Consider the following 13,153-nt stretch of genomic DNA (forward strand, 5'->3'; position numbering starts at 1 on the left):
CGCCTTTTTTTGGCCCTCTCCTGCCCGTCAGAAAGTCAGGCTTTTGCTGTATGCATTGGTGAAGGTGACCTCGCCATGATCTCCGGCGGCTTCGCCCAGCACCACATCCATGCTGTTTCCCGTCACCCGCGCCAACGCAAAGCCGCCCATGAAGGCGGCCTTCGGCTTGAACAAGTCGAGCCCGTCACGGTGGTAGATCATCGGCGTCGCGTGCTGGTGGCCATGGAAGATGCCGACGACGTTGTAACCCTTCAGCACAGCCAGCAGCGCCTGCCTGTCGGCTTCGCTCCACCAGTGGGGCGGACCCTTGCCTCCGTCGTCGAAGGTTTTCTCGGCGGCGTCCCATCTTTCGATCGAAAAAGTATCCCAGCCATAATGCTGGAACAGGATGACCGGGCGGCCGTCGCCGGCATAAGTCGCCAGGTCCTGCTTCAGCCATGGCAGGCTGCTGACGGCGCCATGGCCGATATCGCCGGCGAAACGGTGCGTCTGGACAAGATGCAGGCCGCCCCAATCCCATGAGTAGCAATCGGTCCCGACATCGTAGTCGGTCGCCGGCGCAGGCGGCTTGAAGAACACGCCGGGGCGGTGGTTGACCTCGACGTAGTCGCGCATTTCGCGGCGGTACCAGTCGACATGCGAGCGCGGGCCGTTCTGGTCGAGGTCGTGGTTGCCGAGGCCGACATAGACCGGCATGTGCACGCGGTCGGGGCCGACGCCTTGCTGGTAGCGCTGGCTGAACTGAAGCAGTTGCGTGCCCTCGCTGGGCTGGGTGATCTGGCCGCCGCCATCATCGGTGATGTCGCCGCCAACGACGAGGCCGAGCGGCGTGCCGATTTTGCCCGTCGAGCGCAGGGCGGTGGCAACGCCATCGATTTCAACCGGCCATTGCCTGTCGCCGACGCCGTTGAGTGCGGCGACGTTGCGCAGCAAGGCAGCGTCTGTCTTGCCCTCCTGCTCGCAGTGCGGGCTCAATCCGTTCGCCATGCGGCAGGCATGGACATCAGCGATAAACAGGAAAGTGGCGTCGATCGGCGGGATGCGCTGCCCGGTCTGGCCGAAGGCCGGGCGCGAAACGGCGCCGGCCGCGGCAACGGCCGCTGCCTTCATCAGGAACCTGCGCCGGGAAACCGGCCGGGCGGAAATGCGATGCATCATGCGCTAAAATTCAGCACGACGCGGACCGGCAGTCCAGTTGCTCGCAAAGTGTGTCGACACGTTCCCCCAGGTCTGGCATTGCTTTCGGCATTCAACTTACGCGGGCAGAGGAGGACGCCATGAACACTGCATCCATCGGCATGACAATGGCCATTCTGGCGGTAACGAGCGCGGCGCAAGGCGCCGAGTGCATCGACGCCAAATCGGCCAAGGCCGGCTTTATTCTCGAAAGGGCTGGCATCCACAGCGAATTTCGTCCGGCGGCGGGCGGAATGGTTGCCGTGGCCAACAAATACCAGTCGCAGTCGCCGCAGTCGCAGTACCTGTTCGGCGGGCTGATCGAGGTGTTTCGCGACAGCAGCACGGGGCAGCTGGCGATGATCCCGTTTTCCGATCTCAGGAAGGTGTTCCCGCTGAAGGCGGGTGCCAAGAGCAAGATCGTATTTGCCCGTCTCGCACCGAACAAGCCGCCGAAGGGCACCGAGACGCTGGAGATCAACATCAAGGGCAAGGAGACGTTCAGCCTGGGTGATTGCAAATACTCCGTGCTCGCGGTCAAGCAGACCATCAGGAGCGAGGCCGGCGAGATGCGGGACGAGTTTACCGCGCTTTACGCACCCGACCTGCAGGCAGTTGTGGCCAGGCGCTATGACGAGGGCACCAGTGCCGAAAGCGTGGTCGGCTACGAGCTGATCAAGCCGCTGCCGAATTAAGAGCTCGGCCTCCCCGCCTCGGTCATAGTGAGCGACTGTCCTGCCGGCGTCAGAGGGCTCTGTGCAGTATCCTGCTACGTCGCCTCGTTCCTGCTTTGGACGACATAACTCCCTGCTCCAACGCCATCAGGCAGTCACGCAGCACGCTCGCGTCCTGTGCTGTCTTGGCCATCGACATGGCGCCCGAATAGCTGGCGACGGCGAGCGCTGCGAAGCGCTGCGGATCGGTGCCCAGCTCCCGGCCCGCCTGCTGGTCGGCGCTGATCTTGTCGGCGATCGCCTGACGCCAGGTCGAAAAAATGCCGGCAAGGGCAATGCGGAAATCCGGATCGGCAAGCGACAGTTCATGCGCCAGGTTGTTGAGCGGGCAGCCGCGCACGAAACCCTGCTGCTCCAGCTCCGCCGCGACGGCCGCGAACACGGAGCGCACGCCCTCGCGCGCTGAGGGAGCCATCCGCATCGGCGCGATCCAAGTCTCTTCTACGGCGGCGGCGACCCGCTCCTCGATCACTGCGAGCGCCAGCGCCTTCTTGGTTGGGAAATGGTGGTGCAGCGCGCCGCCGGTGACGCCCGCCGTCGCCATCAGGTCGCCCATGCTGGATGCATGATAGCCGCGTGCCTGAAACGCCTCCTCGGCGACATCGAGCACCTTTTTGCGCATGCCTTCGGGGTCGTTGGTGCGTTTTTGAGCCCGCGACTTTGGGCGCGCGGTTATCTCTGCTGACATCTTCACACGATAGCAGATTGACAAAACAGGACAACCGGTCTGTTTTGCAAAACAGGATGACTGTCCTGTTTTGGAGATCGCGCAATGAACCTGCCTTTGAACGTCGAATCTAAATCCGATATGCTCGCCTCGCCCGTTGTCGAACTCAGGCAATACACGCTGAAACCCGGCAAGCGCGAGACGCTGATCGGCATCTTCGACAATCACCTGATCGAGGGCCAGGAAACCGCGGGGATGACCATCATCGGCCAGTTCCGCGATCTCGACCGGCCGGATATGTTCGTCTGGCTGCGCGGCTTCGACGGTATGGAAGCGCGGAAAAACGCTCTGACCGCCTTCTATGACGGGCCGGTCTGGGCTGCCTGGCGCGACGCCGCCAACGCCACGATGATCTCATCCGACGACGTGCTGCTGCTGAAGCCGGCCTGGCCGGGCGCGAGCCTAGACCTCTCGGGATCGAAACGAGTACCCCAGTCGGACCTCGAAGAACCAAGCGCAAGCAGTGATTTGCAGGCAATTGTTGTCATCAGGATTCATCATTTGCAACCGGGCCTGGAAGCCCGTTTCGCCAAGGAGTGTCAGACCGCAGCTCTTCCGGTGCTCGCCGCACTTGGCGCACGGCCGCTTGCCGCCTTCGTTACCGAGCATGCCGAAAACAGCTTTCCGCGGCTGCCGGTGCGGGCCAGCGAAAACGTCTTCATCAGCATCACCGGTTTCGCCAGCGCCGATGCACATGCCCGCCACGAGGCAGCCTTGGCTGCCTCCCCGGAGTGGCAAGTGTTCGAGCAGAGCGTCCAGTCACGTATGGCCAAGCCGACTGAGACTTTGCGGCTGTCGCCAACCTCACAATCGCTGCTTGGGCGGTGAGACGAGGCGAAGTTTCATACGCTGGGATAGGCAGGCGACTTGACCCGGAGTGCAGGCAGCGCTGCTCTGGGGTTCATGCCGCCGGCGGAAGACGGCAATGCGCGGGAGTGTTGGATGAGACTAGGCGGCAAACGGGCACTGGTCACCGGCGGCTCGGACGGGATCGGGCTGGCAATCGCCGAGGCGTTTTTGCGCGAAGGCGCGGACGTGCTGATCGTCGGCCGCGACGGCAAAAAACTCGACGCCGCCCGCAAGCAGCTCGGGGATAATGTCGGAACGCTTTCGGCCGACCTGTCGGCCAGCGCCGGCATCGATGCCGTGGTCGCGCATGTCAAACGCGGCCCACCTGTCGATATCCTCGTCAACAATGCCGGCGTAGCGTTCCTTGTGCCGTTCGAGACCGTCAGCGAGGACCAGTTCCAGCAGTCGTTCGCGCTCAACGTCACGGCCGTATTCTTCCTCACCCAACGGCTGTTGCCGCATCTCGCGCCGGGTGCGGCTTCGGTGATCAACATCTCGTCCTATTTCGCGCACAAGATGATTCCGAAGCGGCCGTCCAGCCTCTATTCGCTGTCGAAGGGCGCGCTCAATTCGCTGACCAAGTCGCTCGCCTTCGAGCTTGGGCCGCGCGGCATAAGGGTCAACGCCATCGCGCCCGGCACGGTCGACACAGCGATGCGGCGCAGGTCGATCGAAAACCTGCCTGAGGCCGCGCAAGCCGAGCTCAAGGCCTATGTCGAGCGCAGCTACCCGCTCGGCCGCATCGGCCGAACCAGCGACCTTGCCGGCATCGCCGTCTATCTCGCCAGCGACGAAGCGGCATGGACCAGCGGCGGAATCTTCGCCGTGGATGGAGGATACACGGCGGGGTGAGGTTGCGATCTCCCCCCTCGAGGGGGAGATGGCCGGCAGGCCAGAGGGGGTCGTCTCGCGTGGAACACCAGCCTGTTCCGTCCGCTATGGGAGTTGCGTCAAGACCTACCGACCCCCTCTGTCGCCTTCGGCGACATCTCCCCCTCAAGTGGGGAGATTGCCAGCACCTTCAACCGATTTGCATTCCCGTCACCCGCAATCTCCGCTTGAAGGCATTTGTGCAACGCGATACGCCGTTTGCAAATTGCAAACCGGAGAGACTTCGTGAGCGCGCCAGAGACCAGAACCGAAACCGACACGTTCGGTCCCATCGAGGTCGCCGCCGACCGCTATTGGGGCGCGCAGGCGCAGCGTTCGCTTGCCAATTTCAAGATCGGCTGGGAGAAACAGCCGGCCTCGATCGTGCGGGCGCTGGGCATCGTCAAGCGGGCGGCAGCGGAGGCCAATATGGAGCTGAAGCGGCTCGATCCGGCGATCGGCAAGGCCATCATCGAGGCCTCCCAGGAGGTCATCGACGGCAAGCTGAACGAGCATTTCCCGCTGGTCGTCTGGCAGACCGGCTCAGGCACTCAGTCCAACATGAACGCCAATGAGGTGATTTCCAACCGGGCGATCCAGCTTTTGGGCGGCGTCATGGGGTCGAAGAAGCCGGTGCATCCCAACGACCACGTCAATATGAGCCAGTCGTCGAACGACACCTATCCGACTGCAATGCACATCGCCTGCGCCGAGCGCATCATCCACGACCTGCTGCCGGCGCTAAGACATTTGCATGCGGCACTCGAGGCCAAGACCAAGGCTTTCGCCCATATTGTGAAGATCGGCCGCACCCATACACAGGACGCGACGCCGCTGACGCTCGGCCAGGAATTCTCCGGTTATGCGGCGCAGGTCGCCTCGTCGGTCAAGCGCATCGAACTGACCCTGCCCGGCCTGCAGGAATTGGCGCAAGGCGGCACCGCGGTCGGCACCGGCCTCAACGCGCCGGTCGGTTTTGCCGAAAAGGTGGCGGCGCGTATCGCCGCGATCACCGGCATCGATTTCGTCACCGCGCCGAACAAGTTCGAGGCGCTTGCCGCCCATGATTCCATGGTCTTCTCGCACGGCGCCATCAATGCCTGCGCGGCGGCGCTGTTCAAGATCGCCAACGACATCCGTCTGCTCGGTTCCGGCCCGCGTTCGGGCCTCGGTGAATTGTCGCTGCCGGAAAACGAACCGGGCTCGTCGATCATGCCGGGCAAGGTCAACCCGACCCAGTGCGAAGCGATGACGCAGGTTTGCGTGCAGGTCTTCGGCAACAATGCGGCGATCAGCTTCGCCGGCAGCCAGGGCCATTTCGAACTCAACGTCTACAATCCGCTGATGGCCTATTGTTTCCTGCAGTCGGTGCAGCTGCTGGCCGACGCTTCGGTGTCGTTCACCGACAATTGCGTCGTCGGCATCGAGGCCCGCGAGGACAACATCAAGGCGGCACTCGACCGTTCGCTGATGCTGGTGACCGCGCTGGCGCCGACGATCGGCTACGACAACGCGGCCAAGATTGCAAAGGCGGCGCACAAGAACGGCACAACGCTGCGCGAGGAAGCGCTGGCCACCGGGCTGGTCAGCGAAGCCGACTATGAGCGGCTGGTGCGGCCGCAGGACATGACGCATCCGGGGTAAGTTGATCGCGAAAACGTTACCTTGGTGAACAATCCGTAACCAATCTGGCATCTTTGGTGAACAGTCGGCCTGCGCTAACTAGACGGGTATCCCAAGCCGTTTGGCCAAACCCTTCTGGAGAGTTACGCATGTCCACCAACACGTCGACCAACACTTCGTTTGCCGGTTCCGGCACCGCCGCCGGCGCCTCGGGCACGATCCTGCTCGGCCGCATCCTGCTTTCTGTCATCTTCCTGCTTTCCGGTTTCGGCAAGCTGACGGCGATTGCCGGCACCGCCGGCTATTTCGGCAGCCTTGGCCTGCCGCTGCCGATGGTGACCGCCATTGTCGTCGGCCTTATCGAACTGCTTGGCGGCCTGGCCATCCTCGTTGGCTTCCAGACCCGGATCGTCGGCTGGGTGATGGCGATCTTCACCGTCGCCACCGCATTGGTCGCCCACACCGGCTGGGCCGATCAGATGCAGATGATCAATTTCATGAAGAACCTCGGCATCGCCGGCGGCTTCCTCGTGCTCGCCTCGTCGGGCCCAGGCGCGTATTCGATCGACGCCAAGCGCGGCTGAAGCGGCCCAGCATTTCCTGAACAAAGGGGCGCGGAATTTTCCGCGCCCCTTTTTCGTTGTCGGTTTATATCCGCTGGCTGGAACTCTGCTAGGATCGGCCGCCGATATCGGAGGAGACCATGCCTCGCAATGCGCTGCTCTTGCTGTCCCGGCTGCTGCTCGCCGCGCTGTTCGTGCCGTCCGGCTTCCATGCGCTTGCCGACATCGCCGGCACATCAGGCTATTTCGCCGGCCTCGGCCTGCCGCTGCCGACGCTGGTGGCCTGGGCGACAGGCCTGTTCGAGCTGATCGCCGGACTGCTCATCCTCGTCGGCTTCAAGACGCCGATCGTGGCGTTGCTACTCGCTGCGTTCTGCATCGCGGCGGGCTTCATCGGCCACTATGGCCAGGGTGGCGACGATCCGACGCTGACCTTCATGCATTCACAGATGCTGATGAAGGACATCGCCACTGCAGGCGGTTTTCTGGCGCTGGCAATGGCTGGCGCAGGCGCCTATTCGTTCGATGGCCGGGCGTTTGGGACCCGCGCCTGAGCAAGTCACCCGGTTTATTTGGTGTCCAGAAAAACAAATTTTGCGAGATGGCTTACATTGACGGGCACCGAGGCAAGTGCGCGATACCCCATCTCCCCTACCCCCACATACAGACAAAGCTGCTGTTTCTTAACCGCCATTGCCACCCACTCGTATCCAAAATCATCTGGGGCCTTAACGTAGTTTCGAAGGTTGCTGTCTATGGCGACGTACACATAGCCATCTGATTGGATCAGTTCTTGTCTCTTCAAGTATGGTAACAGATCGGCCCGACCCAAAATGGGCTTGATCGATCCGCCAATGGTCTGAGCCTTGTCGGAAAGCGTTCGATCGCCCCCTCTCGAACACGGCTCGAGGCGTGAGAATAAATCGCTCTTCGAGAGGGATTTCATGAGCTTGAATATGTCGGCGCTCGGCTTGAACACGAAGTAGTTTATTTTCTCTCTGTTTTTGGGTGCGCGAAGCATTCTATGAAAATTGAACGGCATTCTGACGCCCGGCTCTTTGGGATAATGTCGATCCAGATCGAACGTCCCCTTGGCCACGACGGACAGAGTGTAAAGCGTCTGGCCACTGGCGGTGCCCGCGAAGAGGACGAAGATCCCCGCAACCAACAGCTGAAGAACCTGCCTGGATTTCACGGCGTTTCCCTTCTTTCCTCAACTGTCGCGACGCGATAGCGCGGGCCTCTATTTGACAGAAACGCTAGGCCCGCCCTCGACTGCCAGCACCAGCCGCCGATTGGTGACCTTTGCCAGCTGTGCCAGCCGGCCGGCGGGCCGCTCGCCGTAAAGATCGGCGAGCGCTGCCGGCAGCACCAGCGCCAGCACGCCATTGCCGCGGTTTTCCCATTTCAGCCGTGGCATGACGCCGGGCATTGCCGCGCTCAGCAAATAGACGACGCGCAGCAGCGCGGCCAGCACGCGGGCCCGTTCGAGATAGCGCGGTGTCGCCAGCCCGCGGATTTCCGGAGCGGCTTCATTGAAGACGCCCTCGTGGCGAAACAGGCTGACAAGCGCCAGGAAGGCGCGGCCGGGATGATCGACGCCGATGAAGGAGGCGTGGGCGATGATGTTGAGCGATTGCTTGCCGCGATATTCGGGATGGGCACGCCAGCCGATATCGGCGAGCAGGCAGGCGGCGTGGCGGTAGCGCGCCTCATCCCTGGTCTCGTCGATGCCGAAGGCAGCGAAGGCCTTGCCGGTCCACTCGACAAGCTCATGCGCGTGGTCGACCGAGCGCGAGCGCAGGCGGGCAAGCTCTTCCGCCGCCGAGATCAGCGGATCGGCCTTCTGCTCGGCCTTGTCGAGCAGCGAGTAGAGAAAGCCCTCGCGCACGCCCAGCGCCGACACGATGATCTTCGACGGCTGCATCGCCGCCATGATCTCCTGCAGCACGATGGCGCCATAGGGCAGCAGCGAGCGGCGGTTCTTGGAGATGCCCTCGATGCCTTTGATCTTATCGATCTCGGCCTTGGCGACCTGCCGGAGGAAGTTCGCGGCGCTTTCGATGCCGATCTCGTAATGGTGCATGACGCCGAGCGGGTAGTTGGTCATTTCCATGTGCAGCCGGGCGAGGTTTCGCCAGGTGCCGCCGACCGTGTAGAACGCCCTGCCCTGCCCGCCCTTCAGCAATTTCGCCCGCGCCAGTTGCTCGCGCGTGATCCTTGCCGCCTGGGTCAGCGAATTCTTCGCCATGTCCTGCAGGCGCAAGCCGCCCAACGGCAGCGTGATGCCGTCACCGATCGTCTCACCATCGATGTCGATCAGTTCGAGGCTGCCGCCGCCAAGGTCGCCGGCAATGCCGTCGGCCGGGTGGAAACCGGAGATGACGCCGAGCGCCGAATAATGGGCTTCCTCGCGGCCGCTCAGCACCTGGATCTCGGTCTTGAGCACATCCTCGGCGCGGTGGATGAAGTCGGGGCCGTTGACGGCCTCGCGAGCGGCGGCGGTCGCCAGCACATATATGCGCTCGGCGCCGGCCTGGTCGGAAAGCGCTCGGAAGCGGCGGAACTCTTCCATCGAGCGCGTCACCGCCTCGGGATCGAGTTTTCCGGTCGAAACGATGCCGCGGCCGAGGCCGGCCAGCATCTTTTCGTTGAACAGCAAGGTCGGCGAGCGCGCCAGCCCCTCATAGATGACAAGACGGATCGAATTCGACCCGATATCGATGATGGACAGCGGTCGGCGGTCCTGAAGCCGGCCCTGGGATGCTGAAATCATCAGCCCGTCGCTGCGTTCTGTTTCTTGCGGCGCTTGAACTGCGCGATGCGCTTGGGCGCATGCGACTTCAACGCATCGCCCCGTCCGGACAGGCTCGGATTGGTCATGAAATATTCCTGCGCGTTGAACGGTTCCTCGCCCTCCTCCAGCACGACGCGCCGGGAGGTTCCGTCAGCCAATACGTCGAAACTTTGCTGGTTGTCCATGATGTTGCCGAGCATGATCTGGCCGAGCACCTGTTCGTGCACAGTTGGATTGGTGATCGGCACCATGGTCTCGACACGGCGGTCGAGATTGCGCGGCATCAAATCGGCCGAGGAGATGTAGACGATCGCCCCGTCCGAGGGCAGGCCGTGGCCGTTGCCGAAGCAGTAGATGCGGCTGTGCTCGAGGAAGCGGCCGACGATCGATTTCACCCTTATGTTCTCCGACAGGCCGGGCACCTGCGGCCTCAGGCAGCAGATGCCGCGCACGACGAGATCGATCTCGACGCCGGCGCGGCTGGCATCATAGAGGGCATCGATGACGATCGGATCGACCAAGGCGTTCATCTTCATCCAGATGCGGGCGGGCCTGCCCTCCAGCGCGTGGCTGATCTCGTCCGAAATGTGCTTGAGGATGCGGTCGCGCAGCGTGAACGGCGATATGGCCAGCCGCATCTGCTCGGCCGGTTCGGCATAGCCGGTGATGAAGTTGAACAGCTGGGCGACATCGCGCGCGATCGTCGGGGCGGTGGTGAAGAAGGACAGGTCGGTGTAGATGCGCGCGGTGACCGGGTGGTAGTTGCCGGTGCCGAGATGCACGTAATTGCGCAGCCTGCCATCCTCGCGGCGCACGACCAGCGACATTTTCGAATGGGTCTTCAGTTCGAGGAAGCCGAAGACGACCTGGACGCCGGCTCGCTCGAGGTCGCGGGCCCAGCGGATGTTGGCTTCTTCGTCGAAACGCGCCTTGAGCTCGACCAGCGCGGTCACCGACTTGCCGGCCTCGGCGGCGTCGACCAAAGCGCGTACGATCGGGCTGTCGTTGGAGGTGCGATAGAGCGTCTGCTTGATCGCCACCACTTCCGGATCGGCCATCGCCTGACGCAGGAACTGCACCACCACGTCGAAGGATTCGTAAGGGTGGTGGACGATGATGTCCTTCTCGCGGATCGCGGCAAAGCAATCGCCGCCATGCTCGCGGATGCGCTCGGGGAAGCGCGGATTGTAGGGCGTGAACTTCAGATCGTCGCGGGCGACGGCGACGATCTCCGAGATCTGGCTGAGCGCCAGCGGACCGGTGAGCACGCTGATCCGGCTTGCCGAAACGCCAAGCTCGCCGGCGACGAAGTCGCGCAGTTCGGGCGGCATCAGCCGGTCGAATTCGATCCGGATAACCGAGCCGCGGCGGCGGCGCTTCAGCGCCGTCTCGAACAGGCGCACCAGATCCTCGGACTCTTCCTCGACCTCGATATCGCTGTCGCGGATGATACGGAACGTGCCGGAACCCTTGACCTCGTAGCCCGGGAACAGCTTGCCGATATAAAGACCGACCGCCTCCTCGAGCGGGATGAAGCGGACATGGCGCTTGCGATCCGGCAAGCGGATGAAGCGCCTCAGCGCCACCGGCAGGCGCAAAAGCGCGCTCATTTCCTCGCCGTTCTTACGGTGGCGCAATTGCAACGCCATCGAGAAACCGAGATTGGGAATGAACGGGAACGGATGCGCCGGGTCGATCGACAGCGGCGTCAGCACCGGAAATACCTGCTCCTGGAAATGGTCCTCAAGCCAGATCTTCTCGTCCTTGCTCAGTGCATCGCGGGTGATGCTCTCGATGCCTTCCTTGTCGAGCAGCAGCATCAGCGCCGAAAGGCTTTTCTGCTGGTCCTCCTGCAGGCGCTCGACCTCGCGCAGCAATTGTTCAAGCTGCTGCTCGGGCGTGCGTCCGTCCGGGCTCTTCAGCACGATGCCCTCGCGCACCTGGCCGGCAAGACCCGCAACGCGAACCATGAAGAACTCGTCGAGGTTGGCGGCCGATATCGACAGGAAGCGAACACGCTCGAGCAGCGGATGATTGGCGTTCAGCGACTCTTCGAGCACGCGCCGGTTGAATTGCAGCCAGGAAAACTCGCGATTGACGAAGCGGTCGGGATTGCCGCCTTCGCGGCTCGCCGCCTCGACGGTGATGAATTCGTTCTGCACCGGCTTCAGTTCGTTCATGGTTTCCGCTCTTCCCACACCGTTCGACGACCATAGCCTTAACCGGCTTAACTTATCCTCTGACAGGCTTTTGCGACAGTTTCATTTCATCGATCTTGCAAAGAGACGGGTTATGATCCAGATGCAATCGACAAGATCAGGAGACGACGATGGCAGGCGGTTCCATTCCCCATTTCCAGAACGATGCGGGCTATCCGGCAATCGACATCGGCGTCAAGGAATTCATGTGCACCGGCGCCAATCCGCCTTTCGACCACCCGCATGTATTTCTCGACATGGGCGACGACAATGAAAAGGTCTGCCCGTATTGCTCGACGCTCTATCGCTATTCGCCGAAGCTGAAGGCATTGGAAACGGTGCCGCCGGGCTGCCTTTATATCGACCAGGCCGCCTGATTCTTCCGCGACAAACCTGATGCAGGAAACGCAGTCCCGGCAGGTGGTCATCGCCGGGGCGGGCGTCGCCGGGCTGACCGCGGCACTGGCCTTCGCCGAGCGCGGCTACCGGATAAAACTGTTCGAACAGGCACAGCACCTCGAGGCTGGCGGCGCCGGTATCCAGCTTTCGCCCAACGCGACGCGCATCCTACGGCAACTCGGCGTACTCGATCGGCTGCTGGCGACGGCGGTGCGGCCGGAGGCGGTCGTGCTCAAGGATGCCGCCACGCTGCGCAAGCTGGCGCGCGTACCGCTTGGCCAGGCGGCCGAAACGCGCTGGGGAGCACCCTATCTCGTCGCCCACCGCGCCGATCTGCAGTCAGCGCTGATGGCACGAGTTTCGGAGCAGCCCGGTATCGATCTAATCGCCGGCGCGCGGGTGACCAACATCGCAGCCGGACCGAAAGGTGTTGCCGTTACTGCATCGGCTGATGGCGAAACGGTCGAGGCTGGCTGTCTGCTGATCGGCGCCGATGGCGTCTGGTCGTCGGTGCGAGAAAAACTGGCCCGCAAGGCAGCCGATTTCCGGAGAAGCCGGTTTTCGGGCGAGCTTGCCTGGCGCGCCACGGTGGCCGCCGACAGCCTCGCCGGACAAGCCTTTGCGGCGATCGGTGCGCCCGATTGTGTTACTGCATTCCTCTATTCCGGCTTCCATATGGTCGCCTATCCGGTCAGCCGTGGCACTGCCTTCAACCTCGCGGCCTTCACCAAGGACGAGCGCATCGCCGAGGGCTGGTCGGGGCATGCCGACCCCGCCAGCCTCGCCAGCGCCATGCGCGGCACTGCGCCGGCGCTGGTCCGTCTGGCGAGCGAGGCCGCGCCGTGGATGGCATGGCCGATCCACACCGTCGAGCAGCGGCGGTGGACGACGCCGGAAGGCATCGCCCTGATCGGCGATGCGGCGCATGCGATGACGCCGTTTGCCGCACAGGGCGCGGCGATGGCGATCGAGGACGCGGCGACGCTTGCCGGCTTCGTTGCAGCCTCCACAGCCGATCTTGAGGGGGCGCTTGTCGCCTGGGAACAGGCGCGGCGGCCGCGCGTCGCCCAGGTCGCCCGCCGCGGCGCCATCAACCGCCTCGCCTGGCATGCGGCCGGGCCGGTGGCGATGGCCCGCAACCTGTTCCTGGCGATGCGCTCGCCCGAAAAGCTCGCCGCCGATCTCGACTGGCTCTATGGTTGGTGGGCGTAGGACGC

At 63.2% G+C, this 13,153-nt stretch carries 13 protein-coding genes; 8 read left to right on the plus strand and 5 right to left on the minus strand.

Annotation, left to right across the window (positions count from 1 at the left end; all coding sequences use genetic code 11):
- Window positions 1-27: 27 nt before the first annotated feature.
- Window positions 28-1,158, minus strand: coding sequence for a metallophosphoesterase (locus tag NKI18_RS12115; protein WP_352616775.1), 1,131 nt, complete (start codon window positions 1,156-1,158; stop codon window positions 28-30).
- Window positions 1,159-1,277: 119 nt separating this feature from the next.
- Here NKI18_RS12115 and NKI18_RS12120 point away from each other — a divergent pair, with 119 nt between their 5' ends.
- Window positions 1,278-1,871, plus strand: coding sequence for a hypothetical protein (locus NKI18_RS12120; RefSeq protein ID WP_352616773.1), 594 nt, complete (start codon window positions 1,278-1,280; stop codon window positions 1,869-1,871).
- Between the two features lie 49 nt (window positions 1,872-1,920).
- On the opposite strand, the gene NKI18_RS12125 is transcribed toward NKI18_RS12120, so the two are convergent.
- Window positions 1,921-2,532, minus strand: a complete 612-nt coding sequence (locus NKI18_RS12125) for a TetR/AcrR family transcriptional regulator (protein WP_352595764.1) — start codon at window positions 2,530-2,532, stop codon at window positions 1,921-1,923.
- A gap of 150 nt (window positions 2,533-2,682) precedes the next feature.
- Here NKI18_RS12125 and NKI18_RS12130 point away from each other — a divergent pair, with 150 nt between their 5' ends.
- The 5 genes from NKI18_RS12130 (at window position 2,683) to NKI18_RS12150 (ending at window position 7,096) form a co-directional block, all read left to right on the plus strand.
- Entirely contained in the window at window positions 2,683-3,465 is a 783-nt protein-coding gene (locus tag NKI18_RS12130) for an NIPSNAP family protein (protein ID WP_352616770.1), read from the plus strand.
- Window positions 3,466-3,579: 114 nt separating this feature from the next.
- Window positions 3,580-4,338: an SDR family NAD(P)-dependent oxidoreductase gene (locus NKI18_RS12135; protein WP_352616767.1), complete on the plus strand. Its 759-nt coding sequence runs from the start codon at window positions 3,580-3,582 to the stop codon at window positions 4,336-4,338.
- Between the two features lie 264 nt (window positions 4,339-4,602).
- On the plus strand, window positions 4,603-6,000 hold the full coding sequence (fumC, locus tag NKI18_RS12140) for a class II fumarate hydratase (protein ID WP_023677621.1): 1,398 nt from the start codon (window positions 4,603-4,605) through the stop codon (window positions 5,998-6,000).
- A 128-nt stretch (window positions 6,001-6,128) separates the two neighbouring features.
- Window positions 6,129-6,563 carry a DoxX family protein gene (locus tag NKI18_RS12145; RefSeq protein ID WP_352472646.1) on the plus strand — a complete coding sequence of 145 codons (435 nt, stop codon included), beginning with the start codon at window positions 6,129-6,131 and terminating at the stop codon, window positions 6,561-6,563.
- Window positions 6,564-6,682: 119 nt separating this feature from the next.
- Window positions 6,683-7,096 carry a DoxX family protein gene (locus tag NKI18_RS12150; RefSeq protein WP_352616762.1) on the plus strand — a complete coding sequence of 138 codons (414 nt, stop codon included), beginning with the start codon at window positions 6,683-6,685 and terminating at the stop codon, window positions 7,094-7,096.
- Between the two features lie 14 nt (window positions 7,097-7,110).
- On the opposite strand, the gene NKI18_RS12155 is transcribed toward NKI18_RS12150, so the two are convergent.
- From NKI18_RS12155 to NKI18_RS12165, 3 genes are read right to left on the minus strand one after another with little or no spacing between them, the layout of a single operon-like run.
- A complete protein-coding gene (locus NKI18_RS12155; RefSeq protein ID WP_352616760.1) occupies window positions 7,111-7,737 on the minus strand; it encodes a hypothetical protein in 627 nt (208 codons plus the stop codon).
- Between the two features lie 48 nt (window positions 7,738-7,785).
- A complete protein-coding gene (gene ppx, locus NKI18_RS12160; RefSeq protein ID WP_352616758.1) occupies window positions 7,786-9,318 on the minus strand; it encodes an exopolyphosphatase in 1,533 nt (510 codons plus the stop codon).
- Complete coding sequence (locus NKI18_RS12165; RefSeq protein ID WP_352616756.1) at window positions 9,318-11,519, minus strand: RNA degradosome polyphosphate kinase; 2,202 nt, start codon at window positions 11,517-11,519, stop codon at window positions 9,318-9,320. The genes ppx and NKI18_RS12165 overlap by 1 nt, the downstream gene beginning before the upstream one ends.
- Before the next feature lie 149 nt (window positions 11,520-11,668).
- On the opposite strand from NKI18_RS12165, the gene NKI18_RS12170 reads away from it, so the two are divergent.
- Window positions 11,669-11,914 carry a zinc-finger domain-containing protein gene (locus NKI18_RS12170; RefSeq protein WP_023722726.1) on the plus strand — a complete coding sequence of 82 codons (246 nt, stop codon included), beginning with the start codon at window positions 11,669-11,671 and terminating at the stop codon, window positions 11,912-11,914.
- Between the two features lie 19 nt (window positions 11,915-11,933).
- Window positions 11,934-13,148, plus strand: a complete 1,215-nt coding sequence (locus NKI18_RS12175; protein WP_352616754.1) for an FAD-dependent monooxygenase — start codon at window positions 11,934-11,936, stop codon at window positions 13,146-13,148.
- Window positions 13,149-13,153: the final 5 nt, after the last annotated feature.

Source organism: Mesorhizobium sp. M0800 (assembly GCF_040320095.1).
Classification (GTDB): Bacteria; Pseudomonadota; Alphaproteobacteria; order Rhizobiales; family Rhizobiaceae; genus Mesorhizobium.